At 52.8% G+C, this 23,872-nt stretch carries 20 protein-coding genes and 1 riboswitch; of the genes, 3 read left to right on the top strand and 17 right to left on the bottom strand.

Annotated elements, in window-relative coordinates; translation table 11 throughout:
* Positions 1-19: 19 nt before the first annotated feature.
* On the top strand, positions 20-1,198 hold the full coding sequence (locus tag J2X61_RS07930) for an NAD(P)/FAD-dependent oxidoreductase (protein WP_310187102.1): 1,179 nt from the start codon (positions 20-22) through the stop codon (positions 1,196-1,198).
* Positions 1,199-1,261: 63 nt separating this feature from the next.
* Here J2X61_RS07930 and J2X61_RS07925 read toward each other — a convergent pair whose 3' ends face one another.
* Positions 1,262-1,717 (bottom strand): CBS domain-containing protein, encoded by a 456-nt coding sequence (locus tag J2X61_RS07925; RefSeq protein WP_379239794.1) that lies wholly within the window; start codon positions 1,715-1,717, stop codon positions 1,262-1,264.
* A 194-nt stretch (positions 1,718-1,911) separates the two neighbouring features.
* On the opposite strand from J2X61_RS07925, the gene J2X61_RS07920 reads away from it, so the two are divergent.
* A complete protein-coding gene (locus J2X61_RS07920) occupies positions 1,912-2,337 on the top strand; it encodes a MarR family winged helix-turn-helix transcriptional regulator (RefSeq protein ID WP_274468733.1) in 426 nt (141 codons plus the stop codon).
* A gap of 48 nt (positions 2,338-2,385) precedes the next feature.
* On the opposite strand, the gene J2X61_RS07915 is transcribed toward J2X61_RS07920, so the two are convergent.
* Positions 2,386-5,298 (bottom strand): family 78 glycoside hydrolase catalytic domain, encoded by a 2,913-nt coding sequence (locus J2X61_RS07915; protein WP_310187100.1) that lies wholly within the window; start codon positions 5,296-5,298, stop codon positions 2,386-2,388.
* Positions 5,299-5,448: 150 nt separating this feature from the next.
* On the opposite strand from J2X61_RS07915, the gene J2X61_RS07910 reads away from it, so the two are divergent.
* Positions 5,449-6,327, top strand: coding sequence for a helix-turn-helix domain-containing protein (locus J2X61_RS07910; protein ID WP_310187097.1), 879 nt, complete (start codon positions 5,449-5,451; stop codon positions 6,325-6,327).
* 501 nt (positions 6,328-6,828) lie between these two features.
* On the opposite strand, the gene J2X61_RS07905 is transcribed toward J2X61_RS07910, so the two are convergent.
* The 15 genes from J2X61_RS07905 to kdgD all read right to left on the bottom strand — a co-directional run bounded on the left by J2X61_RS07905 (position 6,829) and on the right by kdgD (position 23,794).
* Positions 6,829-7,731, bottom strand: a complete 903-nt coding sequence (locus J2X61_RS07905) for an NAD(P)/FAD-dependent oxidoreductase (protein ID WP_379239792.1) — start codon at positions 7,729-7,731, stop codon at positions 6,829-6,831.
* 93 nt (positions 7,732-7,824) lie between these two features.
* Positions 7,825-8,304 carry an RrF2 family transcriptional regulator gene (locus J2X61_RS07900; RefSeq protein WP_274468727.1) on the bottom strand — a complete coding sequence of 160 codons (480 nt, stop codon included), beginning with the start codon at positions 8,302-8,304 and terminating at the stop codon, positions 7,825-7,827.
* 132 nt (positions 8,305-8,436) lie between these two features.
* Positions 8,437-9,276, bottom strand: a complete 840-nt coding sequence (locus J2X61_RS07895) for a bifunctional 5,10-methylenetetrahydrofolate dehydrogenase/5,10-methenyltetrahydrofolate cyclohydrolase (RefSeq protein ID WP_274468726.1) — start codon at positions 9,274-9,276, stop codon at positions 8,437-8,439.
* A gap of 46 nt (positions 9,277-9,322) precedes the next feature.
* Positions 9,323-9,402, bottom strand: a riboswitch (ZMP/ZTP riboswitch).
* Between the two features lie 60 nt (positions 9,403-9,462).
* Positions 9,463-10,626, bottom strand: coding sequence for a hypothetical protein (locus J2X61_RS07890; protein WP_310187090.1), 1,164 nt, complete (start codon positions 10,624-10,626; stop codon positions 9,463-9,465).
* Positions 10,627-10,764: 138 nt separating this feature from the next.
* Positions 10,765-11,436, bottom strand: coding sequence for a DUF4309 domain-containing protein (locus J2X61_RS07885; RefSeq protein WP_274468724.1), 672 nt, complete (start codon positions 11,434-11,436; stop codon positions 10,765-10,767).
* 136 nt (positions 11,437-11,572) lie between these two features.
* Entirely contained in the window at positions 11,573-12,442 is an 870-nt protein-coding gene (locus J2X61_RS07880) for a sugar phosphate isomerase/epimerase family protein (RefSeq protein ID WP_274468723.1), read from the bottom strand.
* Between the two features lie 24 nt (positions 12,443-12,466).
* Entirely contained in the window at positions 12,467-13,429 is a 963-nt protein-coding gene (locus tag J2X61_RS07875) for a Gfo/Idh/MocA family protein (RefSeq protein WP_310187086.1), read from the bottom strand.
* A 13-nt stretch (positions 13,430-13,442) separates the two neighbouring features.
* Positions 13,443-14,276, bottom strand: a complete 834-nt coding sequence (locus J2X61_RS07870) for a carbohydrate ABC transporter permease (protein ID WP_310187083.1) — start codon at positions 14,274-14,276, stop codon at positions 13,443-13,445.
* A 12-nt stretch (positions 14,277-14,288) separates the two neighbouring features.
* Complete coding sequence (locus J2X61_RS07865; protein WP_310187080.1) at positions 14,289-15,245, bottom strand: carbohydrate ABC transporter permease; 957 nt, start codon at positions 15,243-15,245, stop codon at positions 14,289-14,291.
* Positions 15,246-15,315: 70 nt separating this feature from the next.
* Positions 15,316-16,725 carry an ABC transporter substrate-binding protein gene (locus J2X61_RS07860; RefSeq protein ID WP_310187078.1) on the bottom strand — a complete coding sequence of 470 codons (1,410 nt, stop codon included), beginning with the start codon at positions 16,723-16,725 and terminating at the stop codon, positions 15,316-15,318.
* A gap of 128 nt (positions 16,726-16,853) precedes the next feature.
* A complete protein-coding gene (locus J2X61_RS07855; RefSeq protein ID WP_310187075.1) occupies positions 16,854-18,635 on the bottom strand; it encodes a cache domain-containing sensor histidine kinase in 1,782 nt (593 codons plus the stop codon).
* A 25-nt stretch (positions 18,636-18,660) separates the two neighbouring features.
* Entirely contained in the window at positions 18,661-20,220 is a 1,560-nt protein-coding gene (locus tag J2X61_RS07850) for a response regulator (protein WP_310187072.1), read from the bottom strand.
* A 172-nt stretch (positions 20,221-20,392) separates the two neighbouring features.
* Entirely contained in the window at positions 20,393-21,850 is a 1,458-nt protein-coding gene (gucD, locus tag J2X61_RS07845) for an alpha-ketoglutaric semialdehyde dehydrogenase GucD (protein WP_396135412.1), read from the bottom strand.
* A 2-nt stretch (positions 21,851-21,852) separates the two neighbouring features.
* Positions 21,853-22,854, bottom strand: coding sequence for a sugar phosphate isomerase/epimerase family protein (locus J2X61_RS07840; RefSeq protein WP_310187067.1), 1,002 nt, complete (start codon positions 22,852-22,854; stop codon positions 21,853-21,855).
* Between the two features lie 13 nt (positions 22,855-22,867).
* Entirely contained in the window at positions 22,868-23,794 is a 927-nt protein-coding gene (kdgD, locus tag J2X61_RS07835; protein WP_310187065.1) for a 5-dehydro-4-deoxyglucarate dehydratase, read from the bottom strand.
* Positions 23,795-23,872 lie beyond the last annotated feature (78 nt).

Here is a 23,872-nt window from a genome sequence, read left to right as displayed (position 1 = left end):
CGAACAAGGGATGATATCGATGGCTAAACAAATACTAATTCTTGGCGGCGGCTATGGCGGTCTATTGACTGCATTGACAGCACGCCAGCACTTATCGGCAGCAGAAGCTAATATTACAATCATCAACCGTTTCCCGACACATCAAATTATTACGGAACTGCACCGTCTTGCCGGCGGTACGATCAAAGAACAAGCCGTTGCGCTTCCGCTGCAAAAGCTGCTTGGCGACAAGCAAGTGAATATTGTAGTCGATACGGTGAAAGAAATCAAACCTAACGATAAGCAAGTCGTTACAGCAAACGGCGCTTTTACATACGATGCGCTGGTTGTTGCGCTAGGCAGTGAAACGAACTATTTCGGCATTCCAGGACTTGAAGAGAACAGCTTCGTGCTGAAATCGGCGGCAGATGCCAACCGCATTCGCGAGCACGTTGAAGCTCGTCTTGACGCTTACAAAGCATCCGGCAACAAAGCGGACGCAACGATCGTCGTTGGCGGCGGCGGCTTGACAGGCGTTGAGCTTGTTGGCGAATTCGCCGACAAACTGCCTGAAGTTTGCCGCAGCAAAGGCATCGACTTCGCGGATATTTCCATCTACTGCGTAGAAGCCGGCCCTTCCATTCTGCCCGTCTTCCCTCCTGTTCTAATCGAACGCGCGGTAGAAAGCCTTGAGAAACGCGGTGTCACCTTCCTGACCGGCGTAGCGATTACAGAAGCAACTAAAAACACGGTTTCCTTGAAAAACGGACAAACCATCGAGTCCAACACAATCATTTGGACTGGCGGCGTGAAAGGCAATCCGGTTGTCGGAAGCTGCGGAATCGCCGAAGATCGCGGCCGCGCTACCGTCACATCGACACTGCAATCCACTTCGCATCCGGATGTGTTCCTTGCAGGCGATTGCGCGGTTGTATTCCCGGAAGGCAGCGAAAGACCTTACCCTCCAACAGCTCAGCTGGCTTGGCAAATGGGCGAAACGGTTGGCTTCAACCTTTCCGTTCAAATCAAAGGCGGCGTAATGGATAAATTCACGCCTGTATTCTCCGGAACGCTTGGCAGTCTTGGACGCAAAGACGGTATCGGAACCATCGGCGGCAATAACACCAAATTGAAAGGCTTGCCGGCATCCCTTATGAAAGAAGCGAGCAACGTTCGCTATCTCTCTCACATTCACGGGCTGTTCGCGCTCGCTTACTAATCATACAAGAAGCCCCCGGCTATCACATAGCCGGGGGCTTCTTTGTCTATATACGACAGCCGCTCACAAGATCGACTGGAAGGCATGCCGGATGACATCTCCTCTAGAAATGATACCGACAAGAACACCATTGCGGATGACAGGCAGCTTTTTAATTCGCTTCTTGCCCAGAATAGCGGCTATTTGCTCGATTTCCTCTTCAGCGTTCACGGCAATGACTTTCTTCCGGGCGATTTGCAGCACATTCAAGGACAGCAAACTACGAACTCGTTCATCAAATTCCTCGTTATCTCCACGTATGACTGCCGTGTAAAAATAAGAGCCGAATACGTGATCCTCGTGCTTGCCGATGTAGCGCATAATATCGCCGTCACTCAAATAAGCGACGACTTCATTTCGTTCGTTCACCACCGGCAATCCGCTGATCCGGTAATTGATGAATTTCTCTATTACGCTGCGAACAGGATCGTCTTCTTTCACTTTATAAACCTGACGAACCATAATGTCATGGGCTTTAATGATGTTCCCCTCCAGTTGAATAGGCTTGATGATGTATCTAGATGTATAATACAACTATATATAATTGTATTATACAACTATATAAGAGCATGTCAATTCCATTTCAACAGATTGGCGCACATATTCAAAACGAATCGTTTATGATACGATTATACAATGAAATTTTATTATTTCGAATGAAGACGAGGTACGCTATGACCAACCATCCTGCCGAAACCATCGAGTTAGAATTATCGATATTAATGCGCCGCTTTCTAGCTGTCACCGCCAATGGGCGAATCGGGAGTCTGGACCGTTCCGCCTATCTGCTGCTCCACCAAATCTCCTCGCACGGCTCGGCCGGTGTCAAAGCCTTGGCGGAGGAATTCCATCTGGATATCTCCACCATATCCCGGCAAACGGCCGCCCTGGAACAGAAAGGATTGGTTTACCGGATTCCCGATCCGCAGGATGGCCGGGCTTACTCCCTGCAGATTACGGAAACCGGAACCAAAGAATTAGCCTTGAACAAGCAGGCGAGATTCGAACGGGTTGCCGACTTTCTGAAGAATTGGTCCTTAGAGGACCAACAGCAGTTCGGCGCGCTGCTGCATAAGTTTAATCGAACGTTTGTCGAGTAAGCAAAGGCTGTCCATTCTACGATGGACAGCCTTTCATTTTCCTCTCTTTTACTCCAGCACAGCCAGCTTCGTCTCCCGAATTACCCCTTTGTACCCCGAAGGAATGCGCGGTCGCACCGTCACGTTATCCGGATAAGTCAATGTCAATTCCATCGTCTGCTCGGATTCATTCACTTGCCACGTCACATCGATTCTTCCGCCCGCCGGATGAGGCACGCTGCCCTTCGCCCAAGTCAGGCCGCAAGGGACGGGTGCAATCTCTACTTCCGTCCACCCAGGCGTGAGCCCCCGTACCCCCAGCACTTCCTTGCCCAAGAAGTAAGCGGGAGCAGCCGACCAGGCATGACAGTGGCTGCGTGTCAGCATCTCAGGGTTGGCGCGGTTCTCCAGGAAGTTGGGATACTGCTCCCAACAAGTCGTCGCCCCATGCCGAATCATCGTGCCGTAATTATGGCGGATATCCGCAAGCATAAGGCCGACTTCGCCGATTTGCGCAAGCACTTCGTAATAGAAGAATGACATGAATGGCGAGCCGATTTGCACAAAATGCTGCGGCGGATCGACCAAATAGCCGTTAATGACCGCTTGCCGTTCCTGCTGCGCAACACCGGTCAATGCGGCCACGACCTGCGTCTGCATGCTTAGTACCCCGGATCGTCTTCCATCCGCATGAATGCAATCGATATAAGCTCGCTTATCATCGTCCCAGAGATGTTCGTTGATGGCCCGATGAAGCCGTTCCGCCGCGGAAGCCAAGGTAGCTGCCCCCTCGCGATCGCCAGCAAGCTCACCCATACCTGCCGCGACTTTGAGAGTGTGCACGAGAAACATGTTCTGGTGAGTCACAACGCCGTCGTTGGGCTGATCGATCGGCGACCAGTCCAGCAAATTCCAGCCTTTGATATGAAACAGCCCGCGATCATCCATCTTCGCGATATAATGCTCTAGCGTGAACTTAATATGGGCATACATCTCTGCGGCAAAAGCCTGATCTCCGGTCCGCTCGTAATATTCAGCGCAAGCGATCGCCCAGAAGAACGTCCAATTCGGAATCACACTGCTCCATCCGCTCGGCACCTGATCCGCGAAGAGCGGCGTTTGGTGCTTGGAGCCGGGAACAAGTCGCAAGCAGCGTTTCACAATATCCTGAACCCCGTACACATAATTGCTCACCAGCGCCTCGTTGCGGCTGTCACCTACCCAGAAAACTTGCTCATAGGCGGGACAATCGACGAACGTATCTTCCATACACAGCTTCGTCGTATGCCGGGATATGTCCCATATATCGTTCAGGAGTGCATCCGAGCATGAGAACTGACCGACCTCCGCGACCGGATAATTGCTCTGAATCAGATTGACGTTATGAAGCTTAACCGGGTTAGCGGCGCCGCGCACCGTTAATGCGACATAGCGGAACCCTTTGCGGATGGGCGATTCATACCGCTGGCGGCCATCCCGGCAGACGTACCGAAGCGTATGGTCAAGACCGAACATGTCCTGGCGGTAGTCCCCAGCCATATATTCGAAGCCGTACCAATCGAGCACGGTCCCTTCATCCGCATCAACTTCAAATGTCAAATACCCGGAGTACTCTTTGCCCAAATCGAACAGCACTTCCGTGTCGTAGCCCTCAAACACCGGAATCCGAGCAGCTTCTGCGTGAGGGATGGCCGCATGCTGGAGCTGTTCGGGCACCGCGTAACGAATCTCTTCCTTCCTCCATACGCTTAGCGCGAAGACGTCAACTTCAGATACGTACTGAATCTCGACGGGCTTCATCCAGTGATGAAACAATGCCAGGTCATCCGTTGACTTCAGACGCTCTTGACAGGCCAAATAGTCGGCATGCCGGTTGTCCAGCGGGCGCACGGCTTGATGGTCGAGCTGCACAACCGCATCGAACGGACCGATTCGCAGCCATCCGGATTCCGCCTGAACGCTGCAGCCTGCAGGCGACTGGAAAGAAAGGATCTGATCCGCCTCGCCATCTACACCGATCTGCAGCTTCCCGGTATGGATGTTCGAGGAGACATCGATTACGAGCAGATTATGTCCCTCTTGCAGCTGAACATCGGCATACCGTTCAGGTGCGCTGCCGTACATCTGGCTGCTATCCAGCTTGGTCCCATTTAACATGAGCCCATTCAAGCATTCATGGACTTGTAGAAAGCCGATCGTAGCCCGTCCCGCCCGGCTCGCATGCAGCGAAGTCACGGCAAATCCAAGAAAGCGGATCCGGTTGGCGTGTTCTTCGCTTCCATCCATCCATCCGTTGCGGACATCGATCGCTGTCGTGACCTGGAACGACTTCACCTTGGCGAGCGATTCCACACGCACGGGTGTGATGATCTCTTCCGTCAGTAACGGAATATCACGAGGCTTCAGCGTCGTCCATGGCTCCATGCCTGCGGGGCCAAGCTCCCGGGACGCCGTCCAATCATGCGGGTTCCCGCCGCCCGTTATCCATGCGGAATCCCAAGCCGCGGCATCGACATATTCGGCGAACCCGTGTTGGCATGAAGCCCTTGGCGCCCGGGGGTGATGTCCCTTATGCAGCGCAGTGAGCCACGAAGCATCTGTCGCAGCAAGGACAGCTCCTTGGGAATCGTTCAATTCGAGGAGCAATCCGCCGCGGCCGCGTAAATAATAAAAGGTGGATACTCCATAATGCATCACCAATACGGCAACCGTATTGGCTTTGCCGGGCCGCAGCAAATGACCGATTTCATATGTATCGTAAGCTTGTTCGTTAGGCCATGATCTGACCGGTCCTCTTCCAACTCGTGTTCCATTGACATACAGCACATAGCGCGAGTCAGCCGTGATGCTTAGCGTAGTCCCTTCATTATTAGCTTGTGCCGGCGAGAGATCAAACGTTTTGCGGAAGCATCTCCACTCGTTGCGCGGACTTGGCTCCCCTTCTCCCCATATCCATTTGGCCTGCCACTCTGTTCTTGTCATCGATTCGATTCCTCCTGATCTTGCTGATCTCCTCTCATCTTATCGAAAAGCGACCATTCAGGTTATGGGTTGATTACGACATTATATCGGTATATGATGACATTATTCAGCAAGGAAACACAATCGGATATCATACTCAAAGGAGTTCTTATGCCAAGACCCCAACTGCTTGTCGAGAAAGGCGAACAATTTTTCAGAGACGGCTTCTCCATCTTCGTCAATAAAGTTCATGAACGGTTTGAACTGCCTGAGCATGTGCATGATTTTTATGAAATTTGCTATGTTTGGGAAGGCAGCGGGTTTCATTACATCGGCGACCGGACGCTTCGCGTGGCCAAAGGCGATCTGTTTTTCCTGCCGATCGGCATCTCGCACATATTCCGGCCGGCCTCCGCCGATCCCCATAAGCCGCTCGTCATCTGCAATTGTATTTTTGACGAAGAGCTTTACCATTTTCTAACCGCCGTTCTGCCCGAACGGTTTCACATGTACCGCTTCCGGGAGTTAACGGCGAATTCGGGACATTGGGTGCACATGCGGGAGCGCTCAAGCGAATTCGCGCAGCTGTTCGAATCTCTCTACCGGGAGTTTCAGCAGCAAAGGACCGGCTTCGAAACGATGATGTGCGGGCTGCTGCTGCAGTTGTTCATCAGCATAGAGCGATCTCTGGAAGCAGCAGCGGACATCGAATCCTGCAAGGGCTACAATCGGATGGACACCGTTCTGAAGAGTATACGCGGCCGGCTGCATGACAAAATAACGCTAACGAGCTTAGCCGCCGAAGCCGGCATCGGAGCCAGGCAGCTGCAGCGATTGATACATGCAAGCACAGGCGGCACGTTCTCGGACTTGCTGGTCCACGAGCGGATGAACCGCAGCTGCCAACTGCTGGCCGATCCGGCTCACCGCGGCTTGTCGATCGCCGAGATTGCCGCAGCTGTCGGGATGTCCGATCTCAAAAGATTTTATCGGCTGTTCAAGGATAAGACAGGCATGACCCCTGCCGGCTATCGCCTTTCAAATCAATAAGGAGCATCCTAACGATGCTCCTCCGTTATTCCAGCTCAGCTGCAGAAGCCTCTATGCAATTAGATGAAAATTGTAACGGACTGTCAGGATCTTATTCCTCCCTTCTTTGCGATTGATTCATCGTTGAATTCCAGTTAATAACGGATAACGGGAATCCAGTCCGTTAGAGCAGCAAGGGGCGCATTCGGGGCTGCATAACGGCTCCCTTGAGGCTGTCAATTAACTGTCGACAGTTTTAATGGGAACGGACACATGCAGAGAATGTATGTGATTTTTCGAATACATGTACAGAATTAGGGCTCAAATCACGTTTTGTATATGAAATTTCGAATACAATCGACTGATTCTTGGTGTGTGCCGCTGATTATGTAGAATTTTCGCATACATTTGGTGGTCTCCCGCAGATTTACAGCCTCCCCTTGTCCGTTAGAGCACGCGCGCTCCCTGAAAATCAAAAAAACAGCCTTGACCCCTTCGGCCAAGACTGTCCTGTCCTACCCTCTACTTACCTCGATCCCAAGCTTCAATGAGCAGCTCGTTATTGATGCCGACGCCGGCCAGAGCCCCCATCGATGCGGCGGCAATAGCTTGATACATTTCGGTAGCGATATCCCCGGCGCTGAATATGCCCGGTACGCTCGTTTTACCGAATGCATCCGCGACGACCATGCCGGTCTCCGTCACTTGACAGCCCATGCTCTTAGGCAAATCGGAACCAGGAACAAGCTTCGGAGCAAAAAATATTCCCGTACAAGGAAGACTCATTCCATCTTCTAGTAGGATATGATCCACCATTCCCTCCCTCGAAGCTATCTTTCGAATCGGAGATTCGAACACGGATACATGATGGGCTCTTAGCTCTTCACGCTGTTCATCCGTCAATTCGGCCGGGCCGTCTGTACATATCACGTACTCCGAGGTCCACCCCGCCAGCATTTTGGCGGCATGGAGCACACGCGGTCCTTTGGCAATCAGTACGAGCGGCTGATCTCTCAGCTCCCAGCCATCGCAATAAGGGCATACAAAAGCGCTTCGGCCATATACCTCCTGCAAACCGTTGATTTCCAGCGGAAGATCCTTCATGCCGACTGCAAACAGCAGCTTTTTGCAATGAAAGACGCTGCCAGCGGAAGTTGTAATTTGAAAATGTCCATCCTCGCCGGCAACCGCAACCGCCTTCTCCTCCGCGAATTGTACGGAAGGGTAAGCCTGAATCTGCTCTCTGGCGATTCGCCGAAACTCCGCCGGAGCTATGCCATCCCGTGTCAGAAAGCCGTGCGTCTCACGTGTCACCCGGTTGCGAGGCACCCCTTCGTCAATCACGATGACACTCTTTCTTGCTCTGCCCAGTACAAGCGCCGCATTGAGCCCTGCAGGTCCGCCGCCAATAATGCCTACATCCATCTGTTGTCCCACTATAATCACCCTCCCGGATCTTCGATATCCATAATATAAGTACAAGAAGTGCAGCACCTCTTGTTAACAGCCTTCTGCCCTTTATCCAAAAGATGACGCATCTAGCACGCCTTGAATCGTATGCTCCCGCAAATATTGGTACATTTGCTGCTCCGCGCCGATCATGATTTTCTTCACCAAGCACTCTTTGCTGAACGGATCATTCGTGTTTGCCCCATGGTGCTCATTCTCGACCGCCGCCTCCGATTCATAGAACAACTGATGCTGCTGCTCATTCATCTGAAAGCATTCGAACATGTGCTGCCGGCCTTCAACGACTTGAATCACATCAAGAAAGGTAATCTGCTCCGCCGGCCTCGCCAGCTCATAGCCGCCGCTCGCTCCGGTCATCGCTCGTACGATACCGTCCTGACGCAGTTTAGACATGATCTTGGATAAATACGTATCGGAAACGCCGAGCAGCGACGAAAGCTCCTTAATCCCTACATGATGACCGCGCTCTGAGCGGGCTAAGTGGATTAGGGCATGCAAGGCGTATCCTGTGCTCTTGGAAAATTGCATGTCTTCACCTCGATGTAAACTTCCTTATGGACATTATATATCCATAATATCTCCTAAGCTCATGAAATGCAAGCACCAATAGACCGGAAGCCAAGCAAGCTTCGCCTCCGGCCGGACCTGCATGCGGCGAGCTTAACCCCCGGCCGTGTTCGCAGCATCTACCGTGTGCTTCAGCAGCATCGCGATGGTCACTGGCCCTACCCCGGCAGGGACCGGCGTAATCGCCGAAGCGACCGGCAGGCATTGCTCATAGTCCACGTCGCCCACATTCCCCTCATTATAGCCGGCATCCAGCACAATGGCGCCTTGTTTGAGCCAATCGCCTTGCACAAAGTTCGGCTTGCCTACCGCCGCGACGACAATATCGCCCAAGCGGACGATGCTCGCCAAATCGGATGTTCGCGAATGGCAGGTCGTTACGGTCGCATTGCGATTCAATAGCATAGCCGAGACAGGCTTCCCGAGAATGGGACTGCGCCCAATCACCACGGCATGTCTCCCTTCGATGTCGATACGGTAATAGTCCAGGATCTCAACAATAGCCGCCGGCGTACATGACGGGAACCTGGCGACGCCGAACGCATTTTGCGCATATCCTAATGTTGTTACGCCGTCTACGTCTTTGTCGATTCGAATCGCGTCGAATGCCGCACGCTCATCGATATGTGCTGGAACAGGATGCTGAAGCAATATGCCGTGTACACTCGGATCCTCATTGAGCTTGTTGATATGGGCGATTAATTCGTCCGTCGAGGTGCTCTCCGGCAAGTCCACCCGGATGGAGCGCATGCCCAGCTTCCTGCAAGCATGACCTTTCATCTTCACATACGTAGCCGAAGACGGGTCGTTCCCTACGAGTACCGTGGCCAAACAAGGCACGATCCCACGCTGCGACAGACTATTAATACGTACTGCCAGCTCCTCTTTAATGCTCTCTGCAACTTTGCTTCCGTCTAGTATCACCGTATTCATCTCATCAGCCCTTTCTAAACATAAAGAGGCAGGGATTTAGAATCCCTACCTCTGCCCAGGCGTACGGCCGTATAGATATGCGCTCCCTCGTGGTACTCCACGTTTACGCCAGTTGCGCATACGAAGTCATTTCCATCATTATAGGCGGAACTGCACGATCTAACAAGTCCTGACTCGATCAAGGAGTTACTTCTTCTCTGTTCCTTGCAGGCCAACGTGCATAACGGTACGATTGCCTCCCCAATTGGAAATGAAATCGACCTGGTAGCGGCATGAGCGGCTCTCATAGTTGCTGTGCGTCAATTTATCCTGCGCCGTTCCATTGCCGGGACTGTGGATGTTATCCAGAAAGTCGACCTTGCCCGCATACTGATCGTACGCATAACCGAAATCCCGCCATTCGTCGTGTGCAGTTTGTAAATCCCCTGCCGTATAGGAACCGCTGAGTTCCAAATATCCGGTTAATCCGGCATTCGCCTTCGTGCTGTTCCAAATCGCTCTTGTCAAGGCGCTGCTGCTCGTAATCGCATAGGCATTCTCCGCAGCGAGAATCGCGCCGTCGACCTTCGCTTTCTTCTTCGCCGCTTCCTTCTCCTCGGTAAGCTTCGTCATGTGGGCGCTGGCCAGCAGTGCAAGGGTGGTTTGCATTTTCTCCTTGGCCGCTTTTATTTTCTGATTCAGTTCCATCGACTTCTCTTTGGCAAGATCCGCGTTGTTCTCTTTCTCCCACTTCGCCGCATGCCGCTCCTTGTCGGCTTCTACCAAATCGAAAGCAAGCGATTTATCCAACGCGATAATGCGATCCAGGTTGAACGTGCCTTCAGTCTGAATTGCGGCTATGTCGGAGGCTAGCTGATCGTTCGTTTGCATATAGGTGCCTTCATCATATCGCTTGTAAGGAGCCGCTTTCTTCGCCGTTGCAAATTGGAAAATACTGCGTATATTCCCCTTGCTTGTATCGCTGGCAAAGCCGTGTTCATCGAACTTGGCTCCTGTGCAGCTTGCCTTCAACGTCTTCCATTCCGAATGGCTTAATGCCGTCGGAATATGTTCGAACTGGTCCGTAGTCGTACACCACGCATAAAATTCCTTCACATCCGAAGTGTCCAACTCACCCCAATGATCAGCAAGTGTCTGACTGATTTTGGATTGCTGAGGCTTCTTGGATGGCCAAGCCAGCATTTGAATCACAGAGGAGCCCGCAACCAACTGCTGAACGGCCCGATTGCCGATCGTACGCTGCAGTTGCATGACGGAGCTGTACACAGGGTTCGGCGCTTTCATTTGAACATGGGCACTGCCCGCATGGACTTGACGTTTAGAAGCATGGCTTGTAAAACGTGAATGCACTTGAATTCCCTCCAAATTCAGTTCCTGATAATTCGTAGCTGCTTCGCTTTCGCAGCCGCTGCGGCTGCCCAAAATTCGATAGGCGCAATTCTTTTTATCGTATCATATCTTCCACATTATGGGTATATGAACCTGCTTTTATTTCTTTTTGAACGTCATATAATTCACTGCGCTGTCCTGCGAGCCTGCCAAGAAAAATAATTCATACTCACCTGCCGTGTAATGGACGTAATAACCCGTTCCCGCTACTTCGTCTATTCCTTCCGCATCCGGTGTGCCCAGCGCCTTCTTCACTTCGGCGGCCGAATAAGGGATCGAATGTCCAGCGACGCGGATCGCACCGACGCGTTCATTCGGATTGCTGAAGAAGTAATAATAGTCAAACCATTGTGAGTAGGCCGTCTGCCAGCTTCCCGTCTTATGCGGCTCGCCCCACTTCGACAGCACCTCCTGCCGGCTTGCTCCGATGCCGAATTCAATCCCGCTAAGCTTCCCTTGGGATGCCGCCGTGAGGAATTTGCTGTCCAGAATCAGCTTTTGGCTTAAATTTGTATCATCAATCGAAATGGTTCGCGTCTCCTCATTGTATCTGGCGAGCTTCCCCATACTTTCGGCTGCATAACGCAGAGGTACATAAGCATGGCCGTTGTGGTTCAGAACCACATATTCCTTCTCGTCAAGCGGCTTGCTCTCTCCATTGAATTCGAACTTCACCGGAAATAAATACGTTTGAATCGTATCCGCCGCATAAACGGCCGTCGTTGCCGTCAGCGCCATACCGCAAACCATACCAAGTATAAATTTCTTCATTCCAGTTATTCAGCTCCCTTATCATTGCTTTTACCAATAAGACGTAAAATCTGCCGGCAGGTTGCTGTCTCCGCCAAAAATAAAAGCCTGTTCCGGCAAGCACGAAGGCTTCGGACAGGCTTCTGGATGGGTCCAATTATTTAAAATAGGCGCTCAAATGTGCCGCCGCCTTCACAATCCCTTCACGTTCTTTCTCCAGCGAACCCCAGTACCGGTGATCCTCCAACTCAATGGAGATCGCGCCTTGATAACCGAGCCGGTCCAGTCTGACGGCCACCTTGCTCCATTCAACCGCGCCATGTCCGGGAATCGTATACCGCCAGGAGCCTTCGGAGAATCCGTATCGCGCTCCGAAGGTTGCCGGGAGAACGCCGCATTCGTACTGCTCATCCGGCAGCAATTCCGTATCTTTGCCGTGGCAATGGTTCACTCTTTCGCCGAATTCATGCAAGGCCCGGATGTAATCGATCCCGAGCCGCACGAGATGGGACGGATCATAGTTCAATCCGAAATGCTTGGAGGGGATCGCTTCGAACATCTTGCGCCACATCTCCGGCGTGCAGCCGATGGTCGGATAATAAGGCGCAGGCCCCGGCCACCCCTCGATGGCGATATAGACGCCCTGCTGCTCCGCATGGCTGACAATCGCAGGGAAGGTGTCCTTCCAGATCGCGAAGCTCTCACTCCGCGGAACCGTGTGATCCTCCGGGACCAAGCACATGAACATGACCTTCGCGCCAAGCGCCGCCATCTCCGTCATCTGCTCCCGGACTGCTTCGGCGGCTGCTTCCCGGCGGCCGTCGTCTCTGCTGAGCAGGGCGCCCATTTGCACGGCATCTACGGAACCGATGCCAATGCCCGCGCGCTCGCAAACGCTTATGACCTCCGGATTCACATACGGAACGTCAAGCACGTCAAGCCCTGCCGCTGCTGCCCATACAGCGGTTTGCTCCATTCCTTCGGCACCGATTCTGGGCGGTATGCGCATGCCTATTTTCAGCTTCATAGCTTCATCTCCTCTTTGATCGGCCTAATACGGTTTATATCCGGCAGCCTGATACACCATCTCTGTAAACTTGACGACCTTCAAGGCGAAATCCCCCGGAACCATCACTTCATGGCGTCCCAGAATCGCATCGATAAAGCTTTTATCCTGGTTCGTTTGCTGCGCCGGGAGCTCAGGAACGACGGGCTCTTGACGGAGCCGACGCACGGTAATTTTGCCGTTGTCATAGAATATCCCGCCATCTTCTCCGCAGAACACATAGGTTTCATGCCAGCATGGCGCGAAGCCGACAATGTTCAGGCCGGCAACGGCGCCTTCCTCGAAACGGATCGAGGTGAAGGAATCGATTTCCACCGGTGCCCCCTGCAGATGCAGGTTCGGCTTCACCTCCGCCGGGGTAAGACCTGTCGTCCAGAGCAGGACGTCGATAATGTGGCTGCCGGAATCCATCAGCATCCCGCCCCCTGATAACGCCGGTACTTGCCGCCACAGGCCGGTTGTGAATTGCTTCCACTCTTGATAGAGCGAAGCCGTAATGGACGTCAGCTTGCCGATCTGGCCGCTTGCGATGGCATCGCGGATATACAGAAATTCCGGTTGGAAATGGCGCTGATACGAGACCTGCATCACTTTCCCCGCCTGCTTCGCTGTCCTGATGAGCTGCTCGGCTTCCGCCGAAGAACAGGTCATCGGCTTCTCGATCAAGACGTGCAGCCCTTTGTTCAGCGCATCGGTCGCCTGCTGGAAATGCAGGGTATGCGGGGAACAGATGACAACGGCATCCAGCTCCGATTCCGCCAGCATCGCCTGATAGTCGGTATAGTGCTCCACATCGTCCAGCCCGAACTTGCCGGCGAACTTCTCCCGGTTCGGATCGCTCGTATCGCAGATAGCGACGATGTCCGCTTCTTCCAGCTCCAGCAATTGGCGACCGTGGACGTGCGCAATGCCGCCTGTTCCAATCATGCCTATTCGAATTTCACCCATGGAAGTCGACCTCCTATTTGATTCCCGAGAACGTAATGCCTCGAATAAATGCGCGCTGCACGAAGAAATAGAGCAAAATAATCGGCAGCGTAATCATCACCAGCGTCGCCATCATCATCTGCCACTCGGCGCTGTGCTGCGATTTGAACGCCTGCATGCCGAGCATCAAGGTGTACTGGCTCTCGTCGGATAAATAAATGAGCGGTCCCTGATAATCCGTCCAACTGTTCATGAACTGGAAGAGCGCGATCGTCAGCAAGGCGGGACGGCATAGCGGGAGCATAATTTGCCAATAAATGCGAAGCTCGGATGCGCCGTCAATGCGCGCCGCATCTTCCAGCTCCTTGGGCAAGCCCATGAAGAACTGCCGGAGGAGGAAGATGAAGAACGGTGCGCCGAAGAAGGCGGGCAGCCAGAGCGGAATATTCGTACCGACCCAGCCGAAATTTTTGAACGCGATGAAGATCGGAATCATCGTCACCTGATAAGGCAGCATCATGACGATGAGCGTTACGGCAAAAAGCGGCTTCGCCCCCTTCCATGGAATTCTAGCCAAGCTATACGCGACCAGCGGACAGGAGAACAGCACCGCCACGGTCGATAGGCCAGCAATAACCAAGGTGTTCGATAAATATTTATAGAACGGAATATAGTCTAACGCCGCCGGGTAGTTGCTCCACTCCAGCACGCTCGGAATCCAGACCGGCGGCCAGAGGAACAGCTCGCTGTTCGCTTTGAGCGAAGTCGAAACCATCCACAGGAACGGTGACAGGAAAAAGGCGCCGACGACAAGTAATAACAGATGCGCGAAAATTTTTTGTACATGCCCAAGCTTTGTGCTCCCCATGACAATCCCTCCCTATTCTTTTCCTTGATAATGGACCCAGCGCTTCTGGGAAACAAAGATAAGCGCCGTTAATACGACCACAATCAGAAACAGAATCCATGCCATGGCGGAAGCATACCCCATCTTCAAGTAGCCGAAGCCGTTCGTGTACAAGTACATCACATAGAACATCATCGAATTCGCAGGCGTACCTTGCCCGTTCGTCAGCGTAAACGGCAGAACGAAGTTTTGCAGAGCACCGATCGTCCCCATAATCAAGTTGAAGAAGATGACGGGTGTCAGGAGCGGCAGTGTAATCGTCTTCGTCCGCTGCCAGGCATTGGCCCCGTCGACACTTGCCGCATCGTAGTAATCTTGCGGAATGTCCTGCAGCCCGGCCAAATAAATGACGACCGCCTGGCCCGTCCCCCATAGACTCATCAGAATTAATGACGGCTTTGACCATAGTTCGCTGCCGATCCAAGGCGGCCCGGAAATGCCGATTTTGTCAAGCCAGAAGTTGACCAGCCCGAACTGCGGGTTCAGCAGCCACAGCCAGATGATCGTCGTAGCGACCGGCGGCACGAGGCTCGGAATGAAGAACAGCGTACGGTAGATGCCCTGACCGCGAATTTTCAAGTTCAACAGAAGGGCTAACAGCACGCCGAAAGCGATGCTCAGCGGTACGAAAATAACCGTATAGTACAAGGTATTATAAATACTGATCCAGAATACCCTGTCCTTGAAAAGATTTGTGTAATTATCGAATCCGACGAATTCCCCCGGTTCCAGAATGCTGTAGGTTGTCAGGCTGTAATAAGCGGACATGATGAGCGGATAAGCGTGAAAGAGCAGCAAGCCTATGATCCAGGGAAGTGCAAAAACAAATCCGAACAAGGCGATCTTTCGCTCAAAGCGAGTTTTCTTGGCTTTTACTTGCGCTGAAGCCGACAGGTTGTTCACGGAAGCTTCGGTCTCGGCAGTTTTCAATCGATTCCCTCCTTTTCCAATCCAAAGAGGCAGGGTCGTGCTGAACGCCCTGCCCCTTCTTCACATCTGATTAATTGCCCATTTTCGCTAATTCCGCATCCACATTCTTCTTCACTTCATCGAGCAGCGTCTTGGCGTCCCCTTTGCCATGAATGGCCAAGTCCTGAACGCGCAGCGCTTCGTTCCACAAGAAAGCTCCGGCAGGCGATACAGGGCGCGTATATGCGGTCGGCATCAGATCAAGGAAAACCTTCAAGTTCGGGTTATCCGACAGCTTCAGCTCCTCGTTGACGCTCGGCATGGCCGTAATGTCGTTCCCCGCTTTAGGGCGCTTCGCATACAGCAGCGTGCCCTCTTTGTGCGCAACGAATTTGACGAATTCCCACGCTTCCTTCTCGTGCTTGGAACCTTTCGGGATGACATACGACCATCCGCCGGCCCATGTCGCCGGTTTATTACCATCGGCAGCCGGCATGGGCGCAACGCCCCAATCGAAGTTCAGCTTATATTTGGCCAAATCATTCAATATCCAGTTCCCGTCGAATTCAAAACCGACTTTCCCTGTCCAGAACGGATTCATCCCGGTTTGACCCATGGCATCCGAGAAGCTTGTGAGGTTGCCGATGTCATATTTCTTCGCATAGTCAGCCATCCAGGCAAGCGCCTTCACATTTTGCGGGTCGTTCGGCGTCAGATTGTGAGCCGCATCCTCCCACTTCCCGCCGAAGTTCCAGGCATGGGTGAATAGAAAGCCTTGATTCATCCAGGGAATGAAACCGATTTGCGAGTACTTGCCGTTGCCGCTTTTCTTGAAAATTTTCTCCGCCATTTGATCCAGCTCGGCGATCGTTTGCGGCGGTTTATTCGGATCCAGCCCGGCTTCCTTCATCAGCGTTTTATTGTAAAACATTCCGCGAGTATCCGTCCCCCACGGCAAGGCATATACTTTATCCTTATAAACGCTCTCGGCCCAAAGCCCTTTATAATAATCATCCGGAGAAATACCGCTGCTCTTCACGTACGAGGATAAATCGGTCAAAGATCCCTTGGCCGCCCAGGAGCCGATAAGGAACCGGTCGAACAGGGCGACGTCAGGCGGATTGCCGCCTGCGATAGCGGTCAACAGTTTATCCGACGCTTGGGTTTGCCCGGTCGTCTCTACGAATGTCATTTTCACTTTGATATTCGGATACTTTTTCTCAAATACGTCAACCACGTTCGCCTTGAAATCCTTCTGATAATCTCCGCCCCACGGAAACCAGAAATCGATCGTGACGGGCGCGCCTGCGGCTGTCGTAGCCGCTGCATTCGGTGAGGTGCTCACCGTGCTATTCGCTTCTGTGCCTTTGGTGTCCGGACTGCTCGAAGTGGTGCCTGTCGAACTGCAGCCTGCTGCCGTCAACGCCAGCGCTGCTGTAAGCGGAAGAACAATCAACTTGCTACCTTGCCGATAATCGATTCGGCGCTTTGTATGGTTCATAAATGATCCTCCCTTAATTGGACTAACTCGCTTAGGAGCTTAGTAATATTGTAGGCGCTTTCACGATCAGTTCGAAACGAGGCGATTTTTGTTTTTGGTGTATTATTTTTGTTGGTTGACCGGTCGCGTTAGGATCGTAAAGGAAGGATCAAGGTAACTTTGGTACCTGCCCCCCATGTGCTTTCGATGAGCAGGCCGTACTCCTTGCCGTACGTTAACTGAATTTGTGAATGAATATTCCGCAGGGCGAAATTATGCTTGCCTTCCCATTCATCGCTGGTCATCATCTCGGTAAGCTCCTCCATTTTATCCGCTCTGATGCCGATTCCATCATCCTCCACTTCGAAATGCAGGAGCGCCCCTTCCATTTTCCAGCGAATATCCAAGCGCCCGCTCCCCCGTTTATTCTCAAGCCCATGGTAAATGGCATTCTCTACGAGCGGTTGAAACACGAATTTCAACACTTTGGCATTCATCAGTTGGCTATCCATGCTCATATTCACGGAGAATTTGTCCTGATATCTGACCTTCTGAATCGATAGATAGCTCTCCAATAGCTCAGCGCTCTCTCTGACGGTAACGAAATCGGCGCCCTCGCTTAAAGAAATGCGCAAATATTTGGATAAGCCGAAAATCATCGTGCTGATCTCGTCCACTTTGTGAATCCGGGAAATCCAGTGAATCGAATCGAGCGTATTGTATAGAAAATGCGCATTGATTTGCGAAGCCATCATTTTCAGCTGCGTTTCCTTCTTCAACAGCTTCTGGATATATACTTCATCGATGAGATCCTTGATTCTCGTCACCATCGTGTTGAAGCTGTGATAGAGCATGCCGAATTCGTCGCTGCGTTCGTTCTCAATTTGGATATCGAAATCGCCTTCCCGCGCTCTCCGCATAGACCACAGCAAGGTCCTGACAGGCTTATGCATCTGCTTCGCCACCATGAATGCGAGCCCTACTGCCACTACGCTGAAGGCTATAACCAGATAAACGGTATAATAGGCGATGTTTCTTGAGTCGCTGATCAAGTTTTGGATCGGAGCCATGCCGACGAGCTTCCAATGATTGATCTGGAGCTCATCGAAGACGAGCATCACTTCCCGTTCATCGACGGTATCTCGGAGATAACCGCTTGACTCCGGCGGGAGCTTCAGCCCTGCAGGACGCATAATGCGGGCGCCGTTGGAATCCGCCATGACCGTGTCGTTGGGATCGACAATATAAGTCGTGCCTTGCGCCTGAAAATCGACCTCGGACAAAAAATGCTGAATCAGCTCCGGATTAATCTCCATAATGAGCACACCGAGCGTTTGGTTTAAATTGTCAAAGTTTTTCAGCGATCTGCCCATGATGAAGACCGGTTTATTGTCTTCCGAACTGGCCGATTTCACTAACGGTGCACGAATGCCGAACCAGACGACTTGTCCGTTCGCTTCCTTGATCTTCTTGTACCAGTCCTGCTCGGCTTCCCTCGGCGTTATCATCGGCAGCTCGGCGAAACCGTTGTTCGTGAACCTGTAGGAGGCACTGCGCTCCCCAAAAATATAGATGTTCAGCGTATCGTTCTTGACATTGACCAAATTGGACAGGAACTTGCCGATCTGCTGATTGTTATAGCTCTGGTCGTAGCTGTCCCTGTAATCTCCGATGATGCCGCGCTGGATCTCCTTGTTCCCGAAGATAAGCAGCGTCCGGTTATCATACTCATTCAAGATGAGCTCCAGCCGCCGGTTCGCTTGCTGGATCGTTTGCCACGCCACTTGCGACACTTTGGAGCTGATGATCTCATTCGCCTTATGATAGGATAGATATCCCATCATCATGATCGACAGCGACATGCTGCCCAAGAACAAAATAAACAGCTTATAGCCGATTGACCGCCATTTCAAGTAAGCATGCAGCTTCAAGATAACCCTCCTCCGATTCCTCTGGTTAGATGCCCCTATCCCTATACTGTGCCGGAGTCATTCCTTCGTGCTCTTTGAACAGCTTGACGAAATGCCGGAAATCTTGATAGCCGACTTGATCGGCAACCTGATAAATGCGGAGCGTGGAATCTTTGAGCAGCTCCTTGGCTTTATTCATTCTTAGACGAATGATATACTTGCTGAACGTCTCGCCTGTTCTCTCATGAAAAATTTTGCTGAAATACGACGGATTTAAGTACAAGTGCTCCGCTACCCGATTGAGAGTAATCGCTTCCGTATAGTGCTGCTCGATATAGATCATGGCGAGTTCGATGAATCGTTTCCTGTTGCCGGCGGCGCCCTCCTCATACCGGTACGGCAAGAGCACAGCGAGCAGTTCGCCCTTCAATTCATGCAGCGCACAGTACGGAATTTGGATCTGCACTTCAAGCTTTCTCTCCAATTCCTGCAGCAAAGCAATGAAACCGCTTCGCAGCACACGCGGAGTACACTTGGCACGGCTGTTATCCAAATGGGTGAGCAGCTCGTCGAGCAATTCGCCGAGCGAAGCCTCGTCGCCGAGCTTCACCGCATGTACGATTCGATTGCTCCAACCGCTTGGCTCCACGAATTTGTGAAGAGACTGCTCTTGTGAGCTTCGCGCCGCATCGTACACCTTGCCGTATCCCTCATAAAATGCATGAGCCGCTGCATGGACAGCTTCCTGAAACGAAGCGTGCAGCGAGGCAATGTCGGTCATGGAACTGATGCCGATGTTGATGCGGACTCCCAAATACTTCCGGCAATCATCAATCAGGGCTTCCCATGCCGCAGATCCGCTTCCTTCCTTCCCGCCGGCGGGGGTATGTAGAATAACAAGATCCGTCTCCTCCTCATCATCGAACAAGCATACCGCCATGGCGCCCTCGGACTTGCCGATTTCCTGAGCCAGATTGCCGATCGCATGACGAAGGAGGTAATGCTCGCTTGGCTGATGTTCGTGCAGCCCCCAGTCGTATACTTGAATATGAATCACTTGCATACGATTCGGATCAAGCGGAATGCGGAGGCGATCCCATAACGATTGCGAGAATCTGGATGAAGCACTTACATTCGTGAGGAGCGCTTCCAGGTACTGCTGGCGGGCTAGCGGCATACTTTCACGAATTCGTTCCGACATTTGCTTCAGCGCTGCTTGTTCTTCCCGTTCTTGCTGGAGCTGTGCGATGCATTTGCGCACAACCTCGAGCATCTGCGTTTCCTCGATCGGCTTCAGCACATAATCGACAGCTCCAAGCCGCATCGCTTGCTGCGCATAGCTGAAATCGCTATAGCCGCTCATAATGATAATTTTCACGGCGCCTTGATGGCTTTTGACGGCTTCTATAAGCGCAAGGCCGTCCATTCGCGGCATTTTGATATCGGTAATGATGATATCCGGCATCCGGTCTCGCATCATCTGAAGCGCGTCCTCACCGTCCTCGGCATCCCCCAATACCTCAATACCTTCTGCCTGCCAATCGATTGTCGTACGTAATCCTTGACGGACCCACCTTTCATCATCCACGATTAATAACGTATACATGCGCATTCTCCTCTCCTTTCCCCTCACAGCTTGGACACCTTTCAAAAACGATTATTCCTTAGCTGTGTTTTCCATATTTTACAGGAATAAGGTTTCGCTGAGAAGTCGTCTTTGCCAACAAAATAGGACCTCCACCCGTAGAAGAATCTACAAGGCTGGAGGCCCTAGTATTTTACGCTTTGACAAATACGGTTTTGATATCCGTGTAAAACTCGATCGCCGCTTGCCCTTGCTCGCGCGAACCCGAGCTCGACTGCTTGACGCCGCCGAACGGCGCTTGCAGCTCAACGCCTGCGCTCTCCGCGTTAATGCGGACAAGTCCGGCATCGATGTCGTTCAAGAACGCCAACATCGTCGAGATGTCACGCGTGAATATCGAAGCGCTGAGTCCGAATTTCACGTCATTGGCAATAGCAATCGCCTCTTCAAGTGTCTCGACCTTGATCAGTGCCAAAACAGGTCCGAAAATCTCCTCCTGTGCGATCGTCATGGAGCTGCTGATCTGTTCAAAGACGGTCGGCTTGATGAAATAACCTTCATCCAACCCTTCCCCGCCGGCAATGTCGCCTCCGCATAACAGCTTCCCGCCTTCCTGCACCCCCTTGGCGATGTAGGAAAGGACGGTTTGAAACTGTTTCTCACTCGCGCAGGGCCCCATCCATGTGGAGGCATCCAAGCCTGAGCCCACCCGGATCTCCGCAATTTTACCGAGCAGCTTGTCCTTGAACGCTTCATACACCCGGCTCTGTACGATCACTCGGCTGGTCGCGGTGCATTTCTGTCCGGTCGAACGCAAGCCGCCGCTAATCGTCGCTTCTACCGCCAAGTCCAGGTCCGCGTCCTCAGCTACGATAACGGGATTCTTCCCTCCCATTTCGAGCTGATACTTCGCCCCTCGGGCCAATGCGCTCTGCCCGACGATTCGTCCGACCCGGTCGGATCCGGTGAACGTGATTCCCGCGATGCCGGGATGGTCGGCGATCGCCTGACCGATGATGCCGCCATCCCCCGTGACCATGTTGACGACGCCGGCGGGAATGCCTGCTTCATGGAAACACTCGATCACGAGCGCAGCGGTGGCTGCCGTTTCCTGTGCGGGCTTGAAGACGACGGTGTTCCCGTACACAAGCGCCGGCGCTATTTTCCAGATCGGAATGGCGACGGGGAAATTCCATGGCGTAATGACGCCGACCACGCCAAGCGGAGCGCGCGTTGTGAACATCAATGCCGCGCTGTCCGTCGAAGGAATGACGTCGCCCGTTTTCCGCATGCCTTCGCCGGCGTAATACCGCAGAATCGCTACGCCCCGGGCGGTTTCTCCCTTCGCTTCCGGAAGCGTCTTGCCCATCTCGCGGGTCATCATCTCCGCGACTTCACCCAGCCGCCGCTCCAGCACATTCGCGGCCTCGAACAGCAAATCGCCGCGTGCCGGAGCGGACAGCTTGCGCCACGCCTGCCGGGCGTTTTGGGCGCTAGCAACCGCTTCATTCAAATCGCGTACGGACGACTTCTGTACATACCCTACGACTTCATGCCGGCGCGCCGGGTTCAGGCTCGCCTCCGTCTCCAAGCCGGAGGCCGCTTTCCACTCGCCGCCTACGTAATTCAGGAACGTTCTAGCTTCGCTCACGTTCAATCCCTCCCGCCGTGAAATTCGACCAAGGCGGCCAGAAGCGCCTTCACATAACCGACCGAATATGCCCAGCCTACCCAGCCCATACCGGATGGGGACGGGTTATGCGGCGCTCGGTCCATCTCCAGCGATGTAATATGATCCGGATTAATGCAGCCGTTATAGCCCACTTTATGCAGCGCCAGCAATATTTTGGCCATATTCATATGCCCGTCATCCAGCAGCGCCTCTTCGAAAGCTCCTGCTGTGGCCAGACTGCCGCGAATATTGCGGAAGTGGACAAGGAATATACGGTTCTTCCGGCCGTACTGATAAATTTCGTCCAGCACGAGCGGTGTGCCGCCTGCTTCGCCGCGTGTACCTACGCAGTACACCAATCCGACGTTCTTGCTTGGGAAGGCATCGATCACCCGGTTTAAGCCCAGCCCTCCGAAAGTCGTGTTATGATGCGGCGTATCCGACGGATGCACGGCCAGATTCACGTTGTAATCTTCGGCCAGCGGAACCAATGTCCCGAATACAAGATCGAAGCGCTTCCACCACTCGTTCAATTGTTCCACGGTCGGCGGCTGTTGTTCCAAGCTGCGCTTGGTCGATTCACCGCGGACCAAAGCCCCGCCCCGGTGTACAGCGGTATAGTCCTCCGACATATAAGGGAACACGTCACCTGCGAATCTCTGACGGACTAGCGTGATGCCCGCCTCTCCGAAAGCTCGGATCGCATTGCTGACGTTCTCCAGTTGAATCTCCGTGCCTGACTCGGCGCGCATGAAGCTGCTCGTCATATCGGGCAGCGTCACCCGGTTGATGTCCATGCCGAACGAACGAATTCTACGCTTTAGCTTCAGCAGTTGGTCCAAATCCGGATAGCCCAGCTCGCTGACGCCGGGGAACGACGATCCTCTCGTAAAATCAATGCAGTCAACGCCTAGCTGGCACATTTGCCGCAAATCGCTATCGGACAGATCGCACGTAGGCACTTGAATGGATACTTTCATCATCGGTCATTTCCCCCTATACGTGATTCGCAGCCGCCGTAAGGCTCAGGCTTCGCTTAATGATCGCTTCCAATTGCGCATAATGCTCCTTCTCCACTTGGATCAAAGGGGTGCGGACCTGCAGCCCTACGGGCAAGCCGACGATGTTCATCCCCGCTTTGATCAGCGAAACGGCATAGCCTTTGCGCAGCCGGCGAATGCGGTGAATCGGCAAAATCACTTCCCGGTAAATCGTTTGAACCGTTTCTTGATCGCCGCTAAGCAAGCTCTTGTAGTACGCTCTTGAAACCTGCGGAATATAGTTGGAAATCGCGGATGAATAGGAATGGTAGCCGAGCGCTTTGTAAGCCGGCATCGTCAGTTCCGCCAGCGGCATGCCGTTCATCCATTGCAGCCTGTCCCCTATCACCTGTGAGAACTCTACGTTTAGCTCAAAATTGCCCAAACCGTCCTTGAAACCGATGACCGTCGGCAGATTTGCCAACTTCTCCACAGTGCTTAATGTGAACACAGCATTGTCCCGCTGGTAAATGATGACAGGCAGCTTCGTGCTCTCCGCAATCGTCCGGTAGAAGTGATACAGTCCCTCTTGCTCCGGAATAATCAAATATGGCGGCAGCAGCAGCAAGCCGTCCGCACCTAGCCGTTCTGCCAGTTGGGCGCGCTCCACGGCTTCTCTGATGTTGCCGCCGACGCCTGCGAAGACGGGAACTTTGCCGCCAACGACGGAAACCGCTACCGTCACGAGCCTCTCATACTCGTTGATATCCAGCGATTGAAATTCCCCTGAACCTGCGCATACGAAGATGGAATCCAGGCCGTTATCCAGCAGAAACTGCACATTCGCTTCGAACGCTTGCTCATTCACATTCTCGTTATCGTCAAATGGCGTTACGGGAAAACCCATAATCCCTGCAAGCGAAATCGGTTGTTCGTTACTCATTTCAGCATCCCCTTTGCGATATCTTCCTCCCCATTATAGGGAATGCCGTACAGACCGGTCTTTGTAAAAACTCGCCGC

The sequence above is a fragment of the Bacillus sp. 3255 genome, from assembly GCF_031456485.1.
Classification (GTDB): Bacteria; Bacillota; Bacilli; order Paenibacillales; family NBRC-103111; genus Paenibacillus_E.
The sequence above is the reverse complement of the archived record's forward strand: the minus strand, read 5'-3'. Positions and strand labels throughout refer to the sequence as shown.

Coding starts and splice junctions, on each gene's coding strand:
- J2X61_RS07930 (WP_310187102.1), top strand. CDS start 20: ATGGCTAAACAAATACTAATTCTTGGCGGCGGCTATGGCGGTCTATTG.
- J2X61_RS07920 (WP_274468733.1), top strand. CDS start 1,912: ATGACCAACCATCCTGCCGAAACCATCGAGTTAGAATTATCGATATTA.
- J2X61_RS07915 (WP_310187100.1), bottom strand. CDS start 5,298: ATGACAAGAACAGAGTGGCAGGCCAAATGGATATGGGGAGAAGGGGAG.
- J2X61_RS07910 (WP_310187097.1), top strand. CDS start 5,449: ATGCCAAGACCCCAACTGCTTGTCGAGAAAGGCGAACAATTTTTCAGA.
- J2X61_RS07905 (WP_379239792.1), bottom strand. CDS start 7,731: ATGGATGTAGGCATTATTGGCGGCGGACCTGCAGGGCTCAATGCGGCG.
- J2X61_RS07900 (WP_274468727.1), bottom strand. CDS start 8,304: ATGCAATTTTCCAAGAGCACAGGATACGCCTTGCATGCCCTAATCCAC.
- J2X61_RS07895 (WP_274468726.1), bottom strand. CDS start 9,276: ATGAATACGGTGATACTAGACGGAAGCAAAGTTGCAGAGAGCATTAAA.
- J2X61_RS07885 (WP_274468724.1), bottom strand. CDS start 11,436: ATGAAGAAATTTATACTTGGTATGGTTTGCGGTATGGCGCTGACGGCA.
- J2X61_RS07880 (WP_274468723.1), bottom strand. CDS start 12,442: ATGAAGCTGAAAATAGGCATGCGCATACCGCCCAGAATCGGTGCCGAA.
- J2X61_RS07875 (WP_310187086.1), bottom strand. CDS start 13,429: ATGGGTGAAATTCGAATAGGCATGATTGGAACAGGCGGCATTGCGCAC.
- J2X61_RS07870 (WP_310187083.1), bottom strand. CDS start 14,276: ATGGGGAGCACAAAGCTTGGGCATGTACAAAAAATTTTCGCGCATCTG.
- J2X61_RS07860 (WP_310187078.1), bottom strand. CDS start 16,725: ATGAACCATACAAAGCGCCGAATCGATTATCGGCAAGGTAGCAAGTTG.
- J2X61_RS07850 (WP_310187072.1), bottom strand. CDS start 20,220: ATGTATACGTTATTAATCGTGGATGATGAAAGGTGGGTCCGTCAAGGA.
- J2X61_RS07840 (WP_310187067.1), bottom strand. CDS start 22,854: ATGATGAAAGTATCCATTCAAGTGCCTACGTGCGATCTGTCCGATAGC.
- kdgD (WP_310187065.1), bottom strand. CDS start 23,794: ATGAGTAACGAACAACCGATTTCGCTTGCAGGGATTATGGGTTTTCCC.